This window comes from Paenibacillus sp. FSL H3-0333 (genome assembly GCF_038002805.1).
Classification (GTDB): domain Bacteria; phylum Bacillota; class Bacilli; order Paenibacillales; family Paenibacillaceae; genus Paenibacillus_AQ; species Paenibacillus_AQ silagei.
On sequence record NZ_JBBODG010000001.1, the window covers coordinates 3,207,516 to 3,226,821 of the forward strand.

Sequence of the window (19,306 nt, forward strand, 5' to 3'; positions counted from 1 at the left end):
TGTAAAGTCCCCCTATAAATAATAATGTGTATTGTAATATTATAGGGGATACTAGTGCATTTGGTCTATTATTAAAAATCGTATAATGCTGCCGCTTCACGCAGAGCCGCAGCAACCGTATCCGCAAGCTCAGGCGGTGCTGTCACCTTGATGCCCTGACCCAGGGACAGGACGATCCGGCACGCAGACTCCGGCGTGTTGAACTCGGCCTCGGCCCTGATCCAGCCCGGGGCCTCAGAAGGCTCCTGGTGCAACAGGGCGACGTATCGCTCCTTCTGCAGCTCCTTCATCGTTTGCTCTCTTACAAGAAGGCTGGAGGGGTACCTGGGCAAGGCAGACTTGAATGCGGCGGTGGAGGTCTCCCAGTACTCAGACAGGTGGAAATCCTCCGGCTGCTCAAAAGACTCATCTGTGACTTTGGCCTCAGTGATTCTGGAGACCCTGTAGGTCCGCAGCTCGCTGTCATGCCCTGCGACCAAGTACCAGACTCCGCGCTTGACTACCAGCCCCAGCGGTGCAACCAGCCGCTCGGCAGTGTCCTCCCCGCGCAGATAGGTGATGCTCACCTTGCGGTTCTCCCATAAGGCTCTCTGCAAAGCGGATAGGGAGGGATAGGTCTCCCCGGAGGGATGCCACCCGGCTCCGTCGATGTGAATCCGCTGGCTGAGGAAGCTGAAGGGGGTGACGGGCTGTCTGGTAGCGACGGCTTGCAGCTTGCGGGCCGCCGAGGAGAACTCCTCCTGAATGCCCAAAGCGTGCAGAATCGCCGGATCAGCGGGCACCAGCAGCGCGGCAATCTCCTTGGTGTTCATTCCGGTCAGGGAATTCCTGTAGCCTTCGGCCAGCTTCCAGCCGCCTTCCCGGCCGCGCTCCGCCAGCACGGGGATGCCGGAGAAGCTTAGTGCCTCCATATCCCGGAAGATTGTACGTTCGGATACCTCCAGCGTTTGCGCCAGCTCTTTGGAGCTGATTTTCCCGCGGCTCTGTAAGAGTTGAACGATAGTGATCAGGCGATCCGCTCTCATTCTGCAACCTCCCTTGAACGTATTATTTATATATGTCAATGGTTGTCATGTATAAGGTATATATTAGACGAGAGTACGGATTAGCGCAAATGATCATCTAATCCGGGCATGATAGATGAAAGGGAGCGGATCAAATGACAAATCTGCAAGGGAAAGTGGCATTGGTAACAGGCGGGAGCAGGGGAGCGGGCAGAGGCATTGCACTGGAGCTGGCGAAGGCTGGTGCCTATGTATACATTACGGGCAGGAATGCCGGTATGCCGCAGGAGGGACAGGCAAGAACGCTTGAAGGGGTTCTGGCTGAGATCCGCCGCTCAGGCGGGGACGGAGCCGTGATCCGCTGTGATCATACCAATGACAGCGAGACAGAGGCTGTAATCCGGCAGATTAGCGCAGAGCAGGGCAGATTGGATATTCTGGTCAATAACGTCTGGGGCGGCAATACTCTCCCTATCGGGAATGAACCGTTCTGGGAGCAGCCGGTGCAGCATTGGGATCATATGTTCACTGCGGGTGTGAGGGCGCAGCTAATGACTAATTATTATGCTGTACCCCTGATGCGCAGGGAAGGAGCGGGGGCGGGTAAATTAATCGTCCATACAACCTTCTGGGACGAGTACAAGTACACGGGGAACTTCTATTATGATCTGTCCAAAAATGCACTGGTGCGCATGGCCTACGGATTATCCCTAGAGGTGGCTGCGGATGGCATCGCGGTGATTCCCGTCTCTCCCGGCTGGATGCGGACCGAGCTGGTCCTGGACAGCTTCGGCACAGATGAGGAGCACTGGCAGGAGGAGGAGGGGCTTCAGACCACTGAATCAACCGCTTATATCGGACGGGCAGTTGCAGCGCTTGCTGCTGATCCTGAAGTGATATCCATGACTGGTACTCCCCAGAAGGTAGGGGACCTGGCACGGAAATATGGCTTTACGGACACCGATGGCCGGCAGGTGCCAGCTTACCGGATTTCATAGTATAACGCAAAAACACTCTTTGGAAGTGCGCGGCCTGGGGCCTGCACTCCCGAAGAGTGTTTTATTGAAATATAAGAATTTATATGTTGCACACGATAACTTATCCTTCTATTTCTCGCTGAAACGGTACCGTCCTTAAAAAGGACGGCAAAGCCGTTTCCACTTGTGAAGAAATAAGAATTAGAGCAGAATGATCTCCTCAGCGGTGTTGATCTCCGGCAGTCCGGCCAGCTTCACCAGGACCTCCTTCGGCACACCCTTATCAACGGTCAGGAGCATAATGGCAGCTCCGCCGATGATCGTACGGCCAACCTGCATGGATGCGATATTGACGCCGTTCTCGCCAAGCAGGGTGCCGACGAGTCCGATGATACCCGGTTTGTCATTATGCGAGATCACAACCTGATGGCCTTCTGGAGCAATATCGACCGGGAACTTGTTGACCTTAACAATCCGTTCGCCATAGCCCTGCAGCAGGGTACCGGCGACCAGACGCTCTTCATCATGCTCAGCCTTGAGTGTTACCGTGATGAGGTTGGTGAAGCCTTTGGTTTTGGAAGCCTTGGTCACCACTACATTCACATCACGGGTCTTCGCCAGATGCATCGAGTTGACGATGTTCACATCTCCGGCAAAGTGGCGGGTGAGCACACCTTTGACGACATAGCGGGTGAGCGGCTGGGTATCCACATCCGAGAGATCACCGGCATATTCCACATGGATCTCGCGGATCGCTCCGTCCGTAATCTGCGTAGCGAAGCTGCCCAGCTTCTCGCCGAGGGTGAAGTACGGCTGCAGCTTGTTCATCACGCTAGGTGCAACCGGCGGAATGTTTACCGCGTTGATGAACGGTTCGTTGCGCAGGATATGGAGGACCTGCTCGGATACATCGATGGCTACGTTCTCCTGGGCTTCAATCGTCGAAGCACCCAGATGCGGAGTCACGATAATCTTCGGATGTGTAAGGAACGGGTGGTCTGCTTCAGGCGGCTCCTTCTCGAAGACGTCGAACGCAGCACCGGCTACAATACCGCTGTCAATCGCTTCTACCAGCGCCATTTCATCGATGACACCGCCGCGGGCACAGTTGATGATGCGCATGCCTTTTTTCATCACTTCGAATTGCGGACGGGAGATCATGTGGCGGGTCTCCGGGGTGAGCGGTGTGTGAACGGTGATGAAGTCTGCACCGCGCACAATGTCGTCTACCGAAGCCAGCTTCACTTCCATTTTCTCTGCACGGTCAGCTGTCAGGAACGGGTCATAGGCCAGGATGCTCATGCCGAAGGCTTTGGCGCGCTTGGCCACCTCGCTGCCGATCCGGCCCATGCCGAGTACGCCCAGTGTCTTGCCGCGCAGCTCTACGCCGAGGAAGGTTTTTCTGTCCCATACGCCGGAAATCGTCTTCGCGTAGGCTTGAGGAATATGACGGGCCAAGGCCATCATCATGGCAAAAGCATGTTCACAGGTCGTAATGGTATTGCCGTCCGGAGCATTGATAACGACTACACCGCGCTGCGTGGCTGACTCCAGCTTGATGTTGTCCACGCCGACTCCGGCCCGGCCGATAACCTTGAGATTAGTACCGGCGGCGATAATTTTGTCCGTCACGGTAGTCTGGCTGCGAACGAGTAAGCCGTCATATTCGCCAATGATTGCAACTAGCTCATCTTCACTTAGTCCTGTTTTCTTGTCTACAGTCACATCGCTTGCGTCCATCAATTGCTGAATGCCCAAATCGCTGATCGGGTCCGATACTAATACTTTAAACATGGTCTCTTGTCCTCCTTCAAATGGGAAAGCTATTGTATATGCCAAGGATCACCGGGTAAGGCAATCCGCAGTACCAGAACTTACAAGAGCGTAATAAGCAGCTTGACATCGGGGTAACGCGCTGTCGCACAAAAGAAACAGCATGCAGCGGTACCGGATTCATAGGAATATGGCAATAAAAAAACTCCCAACCCCATACTACTGCCGTAGTAAGGGACGAGAGTTGTCGTGGTACCACCCTAATTCACTGCGACGGTTAAGAAGCAGCCTCATTGGCCTGCAAAGGCCACACTGGTAACGGAGTGATCCGATTGTATCTACTCTTGTGTTCAATACAATATCTCAGGAGCGCTAAAGATTAATGTCCGCCACCGGTTCTCACCACCCACCGGCTCTCTGAAGACTGCAAGTAATCTTTGTTCCATCATCGGTTTTGCTTGATTAATTTGTCATAATGTAACATGGTGATGCCAAGTGTGTCAATAGGATTCTTTTGCGCGGGTCCGCCTTGAAGTGGACCGTAAATTTCGTTATGATGCAATAACTGGTCCTACTCGTAGAAGAAAGGGAGCTGCGGCATGATCTCTTTGCCGTAATATTGTTCCCGCCACTTGATGAAGTCCTGCTCCTGCACCGCACCGGTGGAGATGAGCAGGGTGACGGAGGACTGGATATCATTCAGCTTCAGCGAGCTGGCGGTCCCGGAGTAGATCATGTCATCAATCTTGGCAGTGATATCCTGCGGATCATATCCGGCGTAGATGCCACGGTTGAGCATGATATTGGCGATGGAAGCATTCTTGAGCAAGAGCGGCATTTTTTTCCACTGAATGAAAGAGAGTGTCTTCAGTTCACCGGACTGCTGCGGAATGGACGGGTGGGTCTTCGACCCCCATTTCAGCATGGAATCATAGAAGTTCTTCTGGGCGAGCAGCCCGAATCTCACGGCACTGGTTGTGAAGTTGTCGCTTCTCAGCACTTTAGCGGCTTCGGCGCCGGAAGCTCCCGCAGTCACCTTACTGGAGGCTTGGGAGAAGAGTGTGAGACTCTTAAGAATATTGAGCTGAGATTCATAGAGCATCGGCGAATTGGTGAAGAGCGAATCCTGGGTTACCTTATCATACTGCTTGTCCGCGAGAATACTCAGATTCTTCAATGTTGCCGCATTCTGGCGTGCATCCGTGCTGCGGGCAAGAACGCCCACCTGTTCGTTCCAATTGCGCTTGAATTCCCGGTAAGGCAAAAATACGTTATGATAAAAGGTGACAAGATCCTGCTGCTGATAGGAGCCGGAGAATTCCTGGGCGCTTGGGTGGTCCTTCAGCTGTGAATACTTGGCCTCTGTCTTGTCAGCTCCAACCTTGACTCCCGTGAAAAATGAAGCGAATGCGGATATTAGAAAAAACAAAAAACCTAGTGTGTACATCATTTGAGTGCGGGAGGTACGGCTGTTCATGATTAAGTGCTCCTTCGTATAGGTAAATTAACTTATGTAAAAACATTTATAGAACAGGCAGGTTATAATGAAAAAATTCAAATTGGGTGACATCAAAATTAAAAAGGCCGATCCACAGCAGTTAACAGACAAGCTGTTACTTATTAATCTGTACATTACTCAGGGCCTTACCTTATTTATCGGTTTGATATGGATATTATTACAGAAAAGAAATCCTATTCACATATTAAATTTTCCGGATAGTGTACATTTCGTGTATTGGGGCCTTGGCCTTGCCGTTATTATGCTTGCTGTTGACTTCCTGCTGACCCATATTGTTCCTGAAGACAGCATGGATGACGGGGGGATTAATGAGCTACTGTTCGGCAAACGGCCGCTGTGGCATATTGTGGTCATTTCGGCGGTGGTTGCGGTGTGTGAGGAGCTGCTCTTCCGCGGAGCGATCCAGCATTCTCTCGGGCCTTACTGGACGAGTATACTGTTTGCCGTTATTCATGTCCGTTATCTGCGGCACTGGATTCCAACGGGCTGGGTCTTCCTCAGCAGCTATGGTCTTGGACTTATCTACATCCATTCGGGCAGTCTGTGGGCACCGATATTGTGCCATTTCCTTATAGATTTGTTCTCCGGTATGGTTATTCGTTACAGGAGGGTATCATGACAGAACAATTAAGCCGGGTAAGGTCCCGCCAGAAACAGCAGAAGAGAGAACAACAGCCTCCGGCCAGAGCGGGCAAGCGTCAGCCGGCTTCCGGGGCAGCAGAAGAGCGTGCGGGAAGTCCGGTACCGGTGGCAGGGACCCTGTCCAGAAAGGAGCGCTTATCCGGGCGCAGGGCCTCCGGGAAGCCGGAGCGTGAGGCGGCACAGCAGGAAGGGGAGCAGACTCCTTCGCGTGCGGAGAGCTATCCGTCAGAGAGAATCCGGTTCAGCAAAATGTTCATCAATTCGCTGATTGTTGTATTTCTGATGCTGCTGGGCTTCCTCCTGTGGTGGGGAATTAACGGGGCGCCGGATCTGGGCAGCCTATGGAGTTGACTGGGGTGCTCCTGATTCTATTAGGTGTGAGTCTTGGGGGAGCAGGGGGCATGGGTCTCCTTATGGTTGCTGCTGCCTTCAAAAAACGGTTGAATCATCTGGATATTGTACTGGACCGGCTTCCTGCCGCGTTCGACGGCTACCGGATACTGCTCATTACGGATATTCACCGCCGCCGTCTGCCGGAGGAGATGCTGACCCCGCTGCGGGGGAAGGTGGACGCTGTCTTCCTGGGCGGTGATATGACGGAGAAGGGCGCTCCCATAGAACGCCTGTTGAACAATATGACTCTGGCCGCTTCGGTTGCGCCTGTATATGCCGTACATGGGAATCATGATTACAGGGCGAACATCAATCTGGTGGATAACATCATCCGGGGAAGCGGAGCCAGGCTGCTGGTGGATGAGAACTGCGTCATTGAGCGGGACGGCGCACAGTTTATTCTGACCGGGGTGGATTTCCCGCGGCAAGGTGGCAAGAAGGCCTACGGGCCTCTGCCAGCTGTTGCGGATGCGGAAGTCTTCCGGATCATCCTCGTGCATGATCCGCTCTGGCTGTCCCGGCAGCAGGAGATTCCGGCTGACCTGATTCTGGCCGGGCACACCCATGGAGGCCAGGTTGTACTGCCCCTGATCGGGAACCGGCATACCGATGAGTTCTACCGCCGATATAATGCGGGGATGTATGAGATCCCCCGGAGCTATAATGCGGGTCTCCCGCCGCTGAAGATGCTGATCAGCCGGGGGTTCGGTACGGCGCATCTGCCGCTGCGCTGGCGCAGTCCGGCCGAGATGCATGTGCTGACCCTGTGCTGCGGACAGCAGCATTCCGGATCTCAGAGATTCAATGTGATGAACCCATAAGCATGACAAAAAAACGGCTGCCCTCCCAACGGGGCAGCCGTTTTTGCTTGTTCATTCTGCGCTTAGCGCATCTTCAGCTCAATGCTGCGCGGATCTACAAAGCTGTAGCCCTTGCCTTCAAGCGTAGTCAGCAGAGTGTCAAGCGCCTCTACCGTCCAAGGCAGCTCATGCATCAGAATATTGCTGCCGGAATGCAGCTGATCGGTTACATTCTTGATCAGCTTCTCCGTTTTGCCCGCATCCTTGGCCTTCATCTCCCAGTCGAGGGAGCCATTGGACCAGGTCATATAGAGCATGCCGTTTGCAGCGGCGATTTTTTTGCCTACGTCACCGCCGGCACCATGCGGCGGACGGAAGAAGTGAGGGGTCTCACCGGTGATTTCCTTGACGATATTCTGCACATCCTCAATCTGCTTCTTCACTTCGGCTTCCGGCTTATCCTTCAGTACGATGTGATCCCAGCTATGGTTGCCGAGTACGCCGCCCCGCTTGTGGATCAGCTCCAGCAGCTCGGGATGCTCCTTCACCCGGTACCCGTTGACGAAGAAGATCGCTTTGGCCTTGTGCTTGTCCAGTGTATCCATCAGCGGATTGATTAATTCCGCTTCCTTCGGCCCGTCGTCGAAGGTCAGCAGGACTACCTTCTTATTCGTGGCCGGATCATTCGGGACAATGTCATAATTCTTGTTCATATGATACAGCAGCGGCACCTGCGCATCGCTGGCTGCCGCAGGAGTGGCCTCCGGTGATGCAGTTGCCTCAGGTGCAGCTGATGCTGTTACCTCAGGTGCAGGAGATGCGGCTGTCTCCGCCGCCTCTGTTGCTGCCGCAGGCAGTGGCGTCTTCTCCGCCGCCTGGCTGCCTGTATTTCCACTGTTGCTGCAAGCTGACAGCAGACAAGCCGCCAAAAGCAGCGTTATTGTTGCTTTACCCACTTTTTTCATCTCGCTTTCTTGTTGTTTGGCTGTATGAGCGGCTACCTTTCCGCGAACACTAAGCATGATTTTACCATACAAGGAGGTTGGAGATATGAATACTTCGTCATTTCTGTGCGGGGTGCTGATTGGTGCAGCCGCCAGTATGATTATGTCCAAAAAACGCAGTGCCATGATGTCTGCCTTACTTCACTCGAATGGTTCTTCCTATAATGCGGGTGACAAGGCCAAGGACAAAATTATGGGAATGGCCATGACCGGCTTCGGCAGCACGGCAGCGGGCAGCAGCCATGAACACTCCGGCTCACATGTATCCGGCGGTGGCGATCATAAAGAGGATTCCCCGTTAAAGTCCAAAGAATCAAATCTGAACATGCTGAAGGATTTCATCCGCAGCAACCCTGATGTGAAGCATGAAGTCGAGCAGATTCTCAAAGATACTCATACCGCCATACCCGGTTTGTAACCGGATTTAACCGCTGCAGAATCATTTTGGCGATGCCGGCATCGCTGAAGTGATTCTTTTTTAATATGGCTTTACATATAATGGGCAGCAAATTGGGCTGAATCTATATTTATTTACGTGCATTTGTAGCTTCAAAATGATAACATACATACATAGTAACCATTTTTGGCTCATTACTCGGGACTCATCATACATTAATATTAAATGAGCTTGCAAAAGGAGGATCCTGTCATGAGAATAGAGCGATTAAGTCAAGATAAGATACGGATTTTCCTCACTTTTGACGACCTGAGCGAGCGGGGCATCCAGAAGGAAGACATGTGGCAGGAGGTTCCCAAGGTGCACGACCTCTTTACGGAAATGATGGATCAGGCGTACAGCGAGCTTGGTTTTGACGCTACGGGTCCGCTTGCCGTGGAAGTGTTCGCATTGCCCGCGCAAGGCATGGTCGTTATTGTGACCCGGGGGAAATATGATCACCATCAGTACGGTGGGGCCGGGGAAGATGAATTGCCTGAAGAGATTTATGAAATGGAAGTTACTCTTGAACAAAGCGACTCCATTGTATATGCATTCCGCGATTTCGAGGTTCTGGTGGAAGCGGCTCATGTGCTCATCGGCAATATTACTTCTCAAGGACAACTGTATTCTTATAATGATAAATGGTACCTCTACTTCGATCCGAAGGAATTTGAAGAGGCTGCACTGTCAGGGCTGGTAGGCGTGCTCGCTGAATTCGGAGATTCCTCTCCGGTAACTCAGGCTGTTCTGGCCGAATACGGCAAGACGGTTATGGCGGAGAATGCGATTCAGACGCTGTGCAATCATTTCAAACGCCAGGAATAAGAGATAGTGGGAAGGTACCAGTCCGGCCATAACGGCTTCAGCAGAGATTAGGTATTAGCGCAAGGGAGGCTATTCGGTGCTTTTGTTATCGGTCATTTCGTCAGCAGTTGCACCGGGACTTGCGCTGCTGACTTTTTTCTATCTGAAAGACAAGTATGATCAGGAACCGCTCCATATGGTGCTTAAGGTGTTCCTGCTTGGCCTGATGATTGTGCTGCCGGTGATGATTATCCAGAGGGGACTTGTGCTGGGGCTGGACGGCGGTCCTTATGTGGATTCCTTTCTGATCTCAGCCGGGGTGGAAGAGGCCCTGAAGTGGTTTGTGCTGTACCATATGATTTACAATCATACCGAATTTGACGAGCCCTATGATGGAATACTATACGCCGTAGCGATTTCGCTCGGCTTCGCAACAATAGAGAATGTAATGTATGCGTGGTACAGCAATGCTTCAATCGGCACCATGATTCTAAGGGCGCTGCTTCCAGTCTCCGGACATGCCATGTTCGGGGTAATTATGGGCTACCATATGGGCAGAGCCAAGTTCTCCGGCGGGGTCAAGACCCGTAAGATTCTGCTGATTTCATTGCTTCTGCCCTGGCTGTGGCATGGAATCTATGATTTTCTGCTCGCGACGACAGCTAATTACTGGATCTGGTTTATCGTGCCCCTGATGGCAGTTTTATGGTACAGAGGCATGGGGAAGGTAGCGCGGGCCAACAGCCGTTCCCCGTTTCGCTTTTTGAAGCGTGAGGAAGAGGTTAACCTATAATCGAGATGGACACACTTAATCCTACAGGGCAGTTCCTTAAGGCGAGGAATTCCAGAAAGGAGAGAGAGGTGTCTTTTTTTGCGAGTAAAAGTTCGGATTGTCTGCAAGCAGTGCGGCGAAACCTACATATTAAGAGGGAACAAGGAGCAGGGTGTTGTCCAGACCGGCTTCAAGCAATGTCTGTGCAGCTGTGTAAGCGGCTTTGAGATTGAGGAACGGGCCTGAAGACCGGATTCTTGAAAAAGTGCATAAGACTTCTCAGTTATTGTCAAACTAACGGCAATAAGCTACTGAAAGGAGCTATGCGGACCTATGTACAAAAGATTAAGTGCCATAATGTTCCCGCTTACTGCACTCTTGCTGCTTGGAGCGCTCGTCTGGGGGTATCAGGAGAATCAGGAGAAGAATTCGATTCTGATCAAAGCGGAGAACCAGTATCAGCGCGCGTTCCATGATCTCTCCTTCCATGTGGAGCGGCTTCACGGCGAGCTGGGCAATACGCTTGCGGTGAACACTACCTCTAATGGAATGCACCGCAAGGGATTGGTCAATGTATGGCGGATTACCAGCGAGGCGCAGAACGAGATCAATCAGCTGCCGCTGACGCTGCTGCCGTTCAGTGAGACGGAGGAGTTCCTCTCTAAGATCTCTAATTTCTCCTACAAGGCTGCGGTGCGTGACTTCACGAAGAAGCCGCTGACAGAGGGGGAAATGGCGAATCTGAAGACGCTCTACCAGAATTCGGCTGAAATCTCCAAGGACCTGCAGAAGGTTCAGGACAAGGTCATCGGCAAAAAGCTGCGCTGGATGGATGTAGAGACTGCACTGGCTACAGAGCAGAAGGCCGAAGACAACACGATCATCGACGGATTCAAAACCGTGGATAAACGCGTGGCGGCATACCCGGAGCTGGACTACGGCCCTTCGGTTGCAAGTATCTATGATAAGCGGTCGGTGAAAAAGCTGGGCGGCAAGCCGGTTACCGCTGACCAGATCAAGGGCAAGGCGATGAAGTTCGCCGAGCTGGGCGGGAAGGCACAGGTGAAGATTCAGGAGAATGGGAAGGGAACGGAGTGGGCTTCTTATACAGCCACTGTGACTTCCAGTGACCATAAGGAGCCGGTCTCGATGGACTTCACGGCGGAAGGCGGACTGCTGATCTCTTACAACGACAACCGCGAGGTAGGGCCGGCCAAAGTATCCATGAAGCAGGCTGTGGAGAAGGCGGGTAAGTTCCTGGAGAAGAAGGGCTATCCCGGCATGACCGCAGTCAGTGCGGACCGGTACGATAATCTGGGCAATCTGACCTTTGTCAGCAGCCAGGACGGCGTTCTTATCTATCCCGAGAAAATGACGGTTCGTGTCGGGCTGGATACGGGGGAAGCCATAGGGTTTCAGGCAAGCGACTATGTGAATGAGCATAAGGAGAAGCGTGTGCTGCCGAAGCCGAAGCTGTCCCTGGCGGAAGCCAGAGCGATGCTTAACCCGGAGTTCAAGGAGCTCTATAACCGGCTGGCCTGGATCGAGAATGAAGATGCGGTGGAGCTGCTGACGTATGAATTCGGCGGCAAAATCAACGGCTCACAGTTCAGGATTTATCTGAACGCCGATGACGGCAATGAGGAAGCGGTGGAGCAGGTGCGCACCTCTTCGGGGGCACAGGATAAATAGCCGGACTTTCCATGGGGACAGCTAAAACCGGCTCTATAAAGAAGGCGCATTTCCGGAAACGGAGGGCGTCTTTTTTTTGATGCTGAAAATATAGGTTGCACGCCGGTTGCGGCTGTTGGTGTTCAATGCCTAATAATATTTCTGACCTGCCTCAAGAGGGCATGCTATAATCGGTTTAGCATTTATTACTAACTCAAGCGGCGGTGACAGGTTTGTATCCCAAAATCAATGAATATCTATACCTCCAGGTCGCATCCAGCGATGCGGCAGAGTCTGAGATCCAGTACCGGGCAAGGATTGCTGATATGGAGGACGAGAGCATCCTGATAGAAATCCCCATGCAGGAGAGTAACGGCCGGCTTAAGAAGCTGTTTATCGGTGACGAGCTGTCGGTCTATTTTCTCACAGAGGGCGGCATCAAAAATTACTTCAATACTCATGTACTCGGCTTCAAGGAAGATGTCATCCGGATGGTCCGGCTGCGCAAGCCTGCGGCGGAGTCCATCTTCAAAATTCAGCGCCGCAGCTTCTTCCGCGTCAATGCCGAGCTGGAGCTGGCCGTGAAGGATGCCCTGGGCAGCCGGTTTCTGGTGCGCACCGAGGATATCGGCGGCGGCGGGACATCATTCTTAAGCGATGCCAAAATTACATTAGAGGTGGCCGACAAGCTGGCCTGCTGGCTGCTCGTCTCCTACCGCAACGGAAGCACGGAGCATGTTAATTTCGAAGGCGAGATTGTACGGATCAAACCGCTGGAGACCGGACGGAATCTGGTCATGGTTAAATTCTCGGCCATTTCCGATTCGGAGCGGCAAAAAATTATCCGGTACTGCTTTGAACGCCAATTCGATTTCCGCAACCGCTGATTCCCTGCGCAGGAATCTTCAAGAGGGCCCTGAATCAGCTTTTTTCTCCCTAAAAAACCTCAATGTCATTTTGCACTGGGGTTCAAACTGTGGTATAATTTTATAAGTCGCAGGCAATGCCTGCTTTTTTCTTGAGAATATCAGCAAGTTCCAAGAGAGATATGTCGATATGCGTATTTCTGCGGAAGAGTGTTTGAGGAGGAATGCCCCGTTGGACAGGCAGGATACACATACTAACGACCGAATTAACGTCGCCATCGACGGACCTGCCGGGGCAGGCAAGAGCACTGTAGCCCGATTGGTAGCACGGGAGCTGTCTTACATTTATGTAGACACGGGTGCCATGTACCGGGCAATCACCTGGTATATGCTTCGTGAAGGCATAGCTGCAGAGGAGCATGAGCTGGTGGACCGGAAGGTCCAGAATATGGCGATTGAGCTTCTGCCTGAGAAAGATGTGCAGAAAGTGCTGATTAATGGGGAAGACATGACCCCGCATATCCGCAGTCTTCAGGTCAGCGGCCAGGTGTCGCAGTATTCGAAGATTGAGGGTGTTAGATCCAGACTGAGTCACTTGCAGCGTCAGATGGCGCTCCGCAAGGGAGTCGTGATGGATGGCCGGGATATCGGTACAACCGTACTGCCGGATGCCGAAGTGAAGATTTTCATGACGGCAAGTGTGGAGGAGCGTGCTCTCCGTCGTTACAAGGAACTGAAGGATACGGAAACAGTGACTCTCCAGCAGCTTGAACATGATATTGCAGCGCGGGACCGGCTTGATGAAGGCCGGGAGATTTCACCGCTGTGCCGTGCCGAGGATGCTATTCTTCTGGATACGACGCATATGGATATCCTTCAGGCCGTGGAAGCCATCGTCTCCCACTGCAGAACCTATGTTAACGGGGAGAGAAATCATCTATGATTTATGCATTTTGCGTGGCCTTGCTTCGTATGATTTATGCCATACTGTTCCCGCTCAAGATTGTGGGAAGAGAGAATGTGCCGAAGGAGGGTGGAGTCCTGCTCTGCGCGAATCACATCAGCCTGCTTGATCCCATGACGATCGGCATTAAGCTGAAGCGACAGGTAAGATATATGGCCAAGGCGGAATTGTTCAATGTTCCGGTGCTGGGCTGGCTCATTAAGCAATTGGGCGCATTTCCTGTCAAGCGTGGCGGCGTAAGCAAAGAATCCATTAAGACGTCCCTCAATACGCTTCGCAGCGGACATGTGATGGGCATCTTCCCGGAAGGAACGCGGAACTCCGATTCAGGTTCAGCCAAGAAGGGTGCGGCAAGCTTCGCGCTCCGCAGCGGCGCAGCCGTTGTACCGGCAGCCATTATCGGGTCCTACAAGCCGTTCCGCCGGATGACTGTTGTATATGGGGCGCCCATAGACCTCAGCGCATTTGAAGGTGCGGGAAGTGATTCTCTGGACGCTGTAACCGATGTTATTATGGGACGCATCCATGAAATGATCAGTACCGGCAAGCCCAGTTCGCGGTAAGTCCGGGAGGCAATCTTCTGTTTCTGTGAATAGCTTATAAATTACAGCATAACCGCTATTTTTTGGAACATACTAATCAACAAAATGAAATGGTTTAACGAAGCAATGATTGTTTTGAACCCTGCTCTACGCGGGTTTAAATAAATGGGGTTTTGAATCGAGGAGGGTAATCACATGTCTGAAGAAATCAAGAATCAAGAAGCTGCGGATAACGTTGAGAATAACGAGACCGTAGATAAGGCAGAAACTGTAGAATCCGCTGTTACCGAATCTGCAGAAGTTGTTGCCAGCAATGAAGAAGAAGTGACAAGCCAGGAAGGTCTGGAAATCATTTCTCTGAAAAAAGGCGATACCGTGAAAGGAACAATCGTCAAAATTGAAGATAACCAAGCTTATGTAAGCATTGGATATAAATACGACGGCGTTATTCCTATTCGCGAATTGTCTTCCGTTCAGCTGGACAATGCCGCAGCAGCGGTAGAAGTCGGCCAGGAAGTGGAATGCAAGGTTGTCAGCATCAACGACAACAAGGAGAGCCTGGTGCTTTCCAAGCGTGCCATCGACAGCGAGAAATCATGGGAAGATCTGGAGAAGTATTTCGCTTCCCAGGAATCCTTCGAAGTTACTGTAGCTGATGTTGTCAAAGGCGGCCTTGTGGCTGACGTTGGCGCACGCGGCTTCATCCCGGCTTCCATGGTTGAGCGTCACTTCGTTGAAGATTTCAGCGACTACAAGGGCCGCACACTGCGTGTCAAAGTGAAAGAGCTTGACCGTGAGAACAGCAAGGTAATTCTCTCCGCCAAAGAAGTTCTGGAGGAAGAATTCGAAGCTAACAAGCAGAAGATTATGGCTGAGCTGTCTGAAGGCCAAATCATCGAAGGTACGGTTCAACGCCTGACTCAATTCGGCGCATTCGTTGATGTTGGCGGTGTAGACGGACTGGTTCACGTATCCGAGATTGCTTGGAACCACGTAGAGAAGCCATCCGATGTTGTATCCGAAGGCGACAAGGTTCGCGTGAAAGTACTTAAGGTTGATCCTGAAAAGGGCAAAATCAGCCTCAGCATCAAAGCAGCTGCTCCGGGTCCTTGGGATTCCGCAGCAGGCAAGATCAACATCGGCGATGTAGTTACAGGCGAAGTTAAGCGCCTTGTGAACTTCGGCGCATTCGTTGAACTGCTGCCAGGCGTTGAAGGCCTTGTGCATATCTCCCAGATCTCCCACAAGCACATTGGCACTCCGCATGAAGTGCTCAAGGAAGGACAGGAAGTACAAGTGAAAGTGCTTGACTTCAACCCATCCGAGAAGCGCGTCAGCCTGAGCATCAAGGAAACTGAAGAAGCTCCGGCTCCTTCGGCCAGACCAGAACGCAGCAACAGCAGAGATAGAGCGCCTAAGGAAGTGCTGAACAATCCTAACGTATCGCTCAGCAACGAAGGCCTCAGCTTCACACTGGCTGAACGTTTCGGCGACAAGCTGGACAAATTCAAGGGTAACAACTAATCCCTTTGTTATCTCATCATAACGGGTAAAGTAATCGGCGAGCCCTCGATCAGAGGGTTCGCCGATTGTCTGTTCCAGGGCATACAGGATAGCGGCAATACATGGGTAAGACGGTTAGCCAATTGGAATGTTTTTTGCTATGATGAGTAACGTAAGGAAGACAGGAGGAATGAATATGGCAAGACCCGTAGTGGCCATTGTCGGCAGGCCTAACGTCGGAAAGTCGACGATCTTTAACCGGCTGATTGGCGATAGACTGGCCATCGTAGAAGATAAACCGGGGATTACACGTGACCGGATATATGGAGTCTCCGACTGGAACGGCAAATCCTTCAGTGTCATTGATACTGGCGGGATTGAGATTGACGGAGAAGACGCTATTCTGAAATCCATCCGCGTTCAGGCGGAGCTGGCGATTGAGGAAGCGGATGTGATCGTCTTCATGTGCGAGGCGAAGAGCGGACTCACGAGTTCGGATGAGGAAGTGGCGCAGATTCTGTTCCGTTCCGGCAAGCCGATCGTTCTGGCTATCAACAAAGTGGATAACATGAAGCGCACCGAAGATATTTATGAATTTTACACCCTTGGAATCGGTGATCCGATCGGCATTTCAGGAAGTCACGGAACCGGAATCGGCGATCTGCTGGACGCGGTTGTTGAACGTCTTCCGGATAAAGTGGATGAGGAATATGATGAAGATGTCATCCGTGTAGCCTTGATCGGACGTCCGAATGTGGGTAAATCCTCACTGGTTAATGCAATTCTGGGCGAAGAACGCGTTATTGTCAGTGATATTGCGGGGACTACACGCGATGCGATTGATACGCCGTTCGAACGGGATGGCCAGCGTTATGTGCTGATCGATACAGCGGGCATGCGCAAACGCGGCAAGGTCTATGAGAACACGGAAAAATACAGTGTAATGAGAGCCATGAAGGCGATTGAGCGTGCTGATGTTGTACTCGTTGTAATCAACGGGGAAGAAGGCATCATCGACCAGGACAAGCATATTGCCGGGTATGCCCATGATGCGGGCAAGGCTTCGGTCTTTGTTGTCAACAAATGGGATGCCATTGAGAAAGACGACAAGACGATGCAGAACTTCGAACGCAACATCCGCGATCACTTCCTGTTCATGAGCTATGCGCCGGTGGTATTTCTGTCTGCGCTTACGAAACAGCGTCTGCAGAAGCTGCTGCCTGTCGTGCAGCATGTCGCCCAACAGCACGCCCTGCGGATTACCACCCATCTGGTGAATGATGTGGTATCGGATGCCGTGGCGATTAATCCTCCGCCTACGGACAAAGGCCGCCGTCTGCGCATTAACTATGTCACCCAGGTGGCAACGAAGCCGCCGACCATCGTGGTATTCGTCAATGATCCTTCGCTGATGCACTTCTCCTACGAACGTTACCTGGAGAACAAGCTGCGTGCAGCGTTCAATTTCGAGGGTACACCGATCCGCCTCTTTACACGGCGCAAATCCGAGAACGAAGGTTAGGGGAGAAGAGTAGTGGCGTTTGAACTTCTGGTTATCGTTATAAGCTATCTGCTTGGCTCCATCAGCTTCAGTGTACTGCTCGCCCGGCTGCTTAAGGGGATTGATATCCGCCAATATGGAAGCGGCAATGCGGGAGCGACCAATACACTGCGTGTGATGGGGAAGGGACCGGCCATACTGGTGCTGTTTCTGGACGTACTGAAGGGAATTGCCGCAGTCTGGCTTGGCACATGGGCCGGGGGATGGGGGAGCTGGGTCGCAGTGGTCTGCGGACTGGCTGCCATCATCGGGCATAACTGGCCGGTCTATTTTCACTTTCGCGGGGGAAAAGGGATTGCAACGACGATTGGAGTGATGGCTACACTGGTATTCTGGCCTGCACTGATTGCCGGGGCGATTGCCATTCTCGCTATTATACTTACACGGTATGTCTCGCTGGGCTCGCTGATCTTTGTGGCTCTGACTCCAGTGTGTCTGCTGTTCACGGAGCATACGACCCCGGAGCTATGGGGAAGCCTGGTCATCGTAGTGTTCGCCTTCTGGCGTCACCGCAGCAACATCGTGAAGATCTCACAGGGCCGTGAGAACAAAATCGGCTCCAAAGCCAAGGAGGGGAATCGCGTTGTCTGATAAAGTAACCGTGCTGGTCGCGGGCAGTTGGGGAACTGCGCTGGCTACTGTGCTGGCGGCTAACCACTCGGAGGTTTATCTGTGGACGCGAAAGCCTGAGCAGGCTGCCGAGATTAACGAAGCACATACGAATCATCATTTCCTGCCGGGGATTGAGCTCCCTGGAAATATTATTGCCACCACGGACATGGAGACTGCCGTCTCCGGTTCGAAGGCGGTAGTCATTGTGGCGCCTTCTTCCGGAATGCGCCAGGTGGCGCATAGCCTTAAGCCGTTCTGGAAGGAAGATATGCTCTGCATTCACGCCACCAAGGGCTTCGAGACCGAGACCATGAAGCGGATGTCCACAGTGATCTCGGAAGAGCTGGGCTGCAGCGAAGGCGATATTGTGGTGCTCTCCGGGCCGAGCCATGCTGAAGAAGTGGTACGGCTCTGTCCGACCACGGTCGTCGTGGCTTCGCCGGATGAGAGCCGTGCCAAGGCGGCGCAGGGGCTGTTCATTAACAACGACTTCCGTGTGTATACCAACAGGGATCAGCTAGGTGTAGAGCTGGCTGGTGCACTGAAGAATATTATCGCGCTGGGTGCGGGTCTGTCCGACGGGCTGGGGTTCGGGGATAATGCGAAGGCGGCACTGCTTACCCGCGGCCTGGCTGAGATCTCCCGGGTCGGGGTAGAGATGGGTGCGAATCCCTTAACCTTCTCCGGCCTTGCCGGACTTGGTGACCTGGTCGTAACGGCAACAAGCCAGCACAGCCGCAACTGGCGCGCCGGCTCCATGCTGGGCCAGGGCCAGCCGCTGAATGAGGTGCTGGACTCGATGGGGATGGTTGTCGAAGGCATCCGGACGACGGAGGTGGCTTATGCGATCTCGCTGAAGCTGGGCGTACAGATGCCCATCACCGACCAGATTTATCATGTGCTGTTCAAGGGCAGAACACCGCGTAATGCGGTGGAAGCCCTGATGGGCCGTGACCGTAAGACGGAGATGGAGGCCATCTCCCAGGAGACCTGGGAGCAGTGGCATTCCTGATCACGTTCACCTTTTGCCGGAATATCTCATATGTTGTTAATGGGGATTGACGGAGGAGGGATGAACAGTGAGCAGAGATTTTTCCAAGGATGCTTTGAACGCCATCAACAAGAAGACGGGCAAAAACATTTCGGAAGGTGCCATCAAAAAGCTGGCCGGTACGGTTAAGCCGGGCACCACACAGAATGAAGCCCAGCTCCGCCAGTTAATTAAACAGGTATCAGCTATGGCTAAAGTGCCGGTCAGCGAGGCTACAGTGCAGGAGATCGTCAATGCTGTTAAAAAAGGCGGCGCCGGTTCCGGTACGATGGAGTCTTTAATGAAAATGATGCTGAAAAAATAGCATATCCGTGAAGTAAGCCATTCCTGCCGGGATGGCTCTTTTTCAGACTGGGCATAACTCCGGAAGGTAAGCTGATTCCGTGGTTGATGTCCTTTTTTCCATCGG

At 52.6% G+C, this 19,306-nt stretch carries 21 protein-coding genes and 1 other annotated feature; of the genes, 17 read left to right on the plus strand and 4 right to left on the minus strand.

Going from position 1 to position 19,306, the window contains the following annotated elements:
- Window positions 1-71 precede the first annotated feature (71 nt).
- A complete protein-coding gene (locus MHH78_RS13985) occupies window positions 72-1,025 on the minus strand; it encodes a helix-turn-helix transcriptional regulator (protein ID WP_341167758.1) in 954 nt (317 codons plus the stop codon).
- Window positions 1,026-1,159: 134 nt separating this feature from the next.
- On the opposite strand from MHH78_RS13985, the gene MHH78_RS13990 reads away from it, so the two are divergent.
- Window positions 1,160-2,002 (plus strand): SDR family NAD(P)-dependent oxidoreductase, encoded by an 843-nt coding sequence (locus MHH78_RS13990; protein ID WP_076079159.1) that lies wholly within the window; start codon window positions 1,160-1,162, stop codon window positions 2,000-2,002.
- 180 nt (window positions 2,003-2,182) lie between these two features.
- Here MHH78_RS13990 and serA read toward each other — a convergent pair whose 3' ends face one another.
- Together serA and MHH78_RS14000 are read right to left on the minus strand one after the other, a co-directional pair.
- Window positions 2,183-3,775: a phosphoglycerate dehydrogenase gene (gene serA / locus MHH78_RS13995; RefSeq protein ID WP_036727344.1), complete on the minus strand. Its 1,593-nt coding sequence runs from the start codon at window positions 3,773-3,775 to the stop codon at window positions 2,183-2,185.
- A 209-nt stretch (window positions 3,776-3,984) separates the two neighbouring features.
- Window positions 3,985-4,212 (minus strand) — a binding site (T-box leader).
- Between the two features lie 113 nt (window positions 4,213-4,325).
- Window positions 4,326-5,231, minus strand: coding sequence for a hypothetical protein (locus tag MHH78_RS14000; RefSeq protein WP_036727342.1), 906 nt, complete (start codon window positions 5,229-5,231; stop codon window positions 4,326-4,328).
- Between the two features lie 67 nt (window positions 5,232-5,298).
- Here MHH78_RS14000 and MHH78_RS14005 point away from each other — a divergent pair, with 67 nt between their 5' ends.
- The 3 genes from MHH78_RS14005 to MHH78_RS14015 are packed head-to-tail and all read left to right on the plus strand — an operon-like array spanning window position 5,299 to window position 7,129.
- Complete coding sequence (locus MHH78_RS14005; protein WP_036698166.1) at window positions 5,299-5,892, plus strand: CPBP family intramembrane glutamic endopeptidase; 594 nt, start codon at window positions 5,299-5,301, stop codon at window positions 5,890-5,892.
- Window positions 5,889-6,266, plus strand: coding sequence for a hypothetical protein (locus tag MHH78_RS14010; RefSeq protein ID WP_076079161.1), 378 nt, complete (start codon window positions 5,889-5,891; stop codon window positions 6,264-6,266). The genes MHH78_RS14005 and MHH78_RS14010 overlap by 4 nt, the downstream gene beginning before the upstream one ends.
- Window positions 6,267-6,316: 50 nt before the next feature.
- Window positions 6,317-7,129: a metallophosphoesterase gene (locus MHH78_RS14015; RefSeq protein WP_340827344.1), complete on the plus strand. Its 813-nt coding sequence runs from the start codon at window positions 6,317-6,319 to the stop codon at window positions 7,127-7,129.
- A gap of 62 nt (window positions 7,130-7,191) precedes the next feature.
- On the opposite strand, the gene MHH78_RS14020 is transcribed toward MHH78_RS14015, so the two are convergent.
- On the minus strand, window positions 7,192-8,064 hold the full coding sequence (locus MHH78_RS14020) for a polysaccharide deacetylase family protein (protein WP_076079253.1): 873 nt from the start codon (window positions 8,062-8,064) through the stop codon (window positions 7,192-7,194).
- A 94-nt stretch (window positions 8,065-8,158) separates the two neighbouring features.
- Here MHH78_RS14020 and MHH78_RS14025 point away from each other — a divergent pair, with 94 nt between their 5' ends.
- The 13 genes from MHH78_RS14025 to MHH78_RS14085 all read left to right on the plus strand — a co-directional run bounded on the left by MHH78_RS14025 (window position 8,159) and on the right by MHH78_RS14085 (window position 19,201).
- A complete protein-coding gene (locus MHH78_RS14025; RefSeq protein WP_076079163.1) occupies window positions 8,159-8,530 on the plus strand; it encodes a hypothetical protein in 372 nt (123 codons plus the stop codon).
- A gap of 231 nt (window positions 8,531-8,761) precedes the next feature.
- The gene (locus MHH78_RS14030; protein WP_036698160.1) at window positions 8,762-9,376 is read left to right on the plus strand and encodes a genetic competence negative regulator; all 615 of its coding nucleotides are present in this window, start codon (window positions 8,762-8,764) and stop codon (window positions 9,374-9,376) included.
- Window positions 9,377-9,452: 76 nt separating this feature from the next.
- Window positions 9,453-10,148, plus strand: coding sequence for a glutamic-type intramembrane protease PrsW (gene prsW / locus MHH78_RS14035; protein WP_036727336.1), 696 nt, complete (start codon window positions 9,453-9,455; stop codon window positions 10,146-10,148).
- Between the two features lie 78 nt (window positions 10,149-10,226).
- Window positions 10,227-10,373, plus strand: coding sequence for a hypothetical protein (locus tag MHH78_RS14040; protein WP_179090427.1), 147 nt, complete (start codon window positions 10,227-10,229; stop codon window positions 10,371-10,373).
- Window positions 10,374-10,460: 87 nt separating this feature from the next.
- Window positions 10,461-11,819, plus strand: coding sequence for a germination protein YpeB (gene ypeB / locus MHH78_RS14045; RefSeq protein WP_076079164.1), 1,359 nt, complete (start codon window positions 10,461-10,463; stop codon window positions 11,817-11,819).
- A gap of 212 nt (window positions 11,820-12,031) precedes the next feature.
- Window positions 12,032-12,685, plus strand: coding sequence for a flagellar brake protein (locus MHH78_RS14050; RefSeq protein WP_209870023.1), 654 nt, complete (start codon window positions 12,032-12,034; stop codon window positions 12,683-12,685).
- 211 nt (window positions 12,686-12,896) lie between these two features.
- Window positions 12,897-13,607 (plus strand): (d)CMP kinase, encoded by a 711-nt coding sequence (gene cmk / locus MHH78_RS14055; protein ID WP_340993496.1) that lies wholly within the window; start codon window positions 12,897-12,899, stop codon window positions 13,605-13,607.
- Window positions 13,604-14,191: a lysophospholipid acyltransferase family protein gene (locus MHH78_RS14060; RefSeq protein WP_036727329.1), complete on the plus strand. Its 588-nt coding sequence runs from the start codon at window positions 13,604-13,606 to the stop codon at window positions 14,189-14,191. Before cmk ends, MHH78_RS14060 begins: the two co-directional genes overlap by 4 nt.
- Before the next feature lie 174 nt (window positions 14,192-14,365).
- Entirely contained in the window at window positions 14,366-15,694 is a 1,329-nt protein-coding gene (gene rpsA, locus MHH78_RS14065) for a 30S ribosomal protein S1 (protein ID WP_076079166.1), read from the plus strand.
- A gap of 175 nt (window positions 15,695-15,869) precedes the next feature.
- A complete protein-coding gene (gene der / locus MHH78_RS14070; protein ID WP_036727327.1) occupies window positions 15,870-17,195 on the plus strand; it encodes a ribosome biogenesis GTPase Der in 1,326 nt (441 codons plus the stop codon).
- Between the two features lie 12 nt (window positions 17,196-17,207).
- Window positions 17,208-17,825 (plus strand): glycerol-3-phosphate 1-O-acyltransferase PlsY, encoded by a 618-nt coding sequence (plsY, locus tag MHH78_RS14075; RefSeq protein ID WP_036727324.1) that lies wholly within the window; start codon window positions 17,208-17,210, stop codon window positions 17,823-17,825.
- Window positions 17,818-18,858: an NAD(P)H-dependent glycerol-3-phosphate dehydrogenase gene (locus MHH78_RS14080; protein ID WP_076079168.1), complete on the plus strand. Its 1,041-nt coding sequence runs from the start codon at window positions 17,818-17,820 to the stop codon at window positions 18,856-18,858. The genes plsY and MHH78_RS14080 overlap by 8 nt, the downstream gene beginning before the upstream one ends.
- Before the next feature lie 67 nt (window positions 18,859-18,925).
- Window positions 18,926-19,201 (plus strand): stage VI sporulation protein F, encoded by a 276-nt coding sequence (locus tag MHH78_RS14085; RefSeq protein WP_036698146.1) that lies wholly within the window; start codon window positions 18,926-18,928, stop codon window positions 19,199-19,201.
- Window positions 19,202-19,306 lie beyond the last annotated feature (105 nt).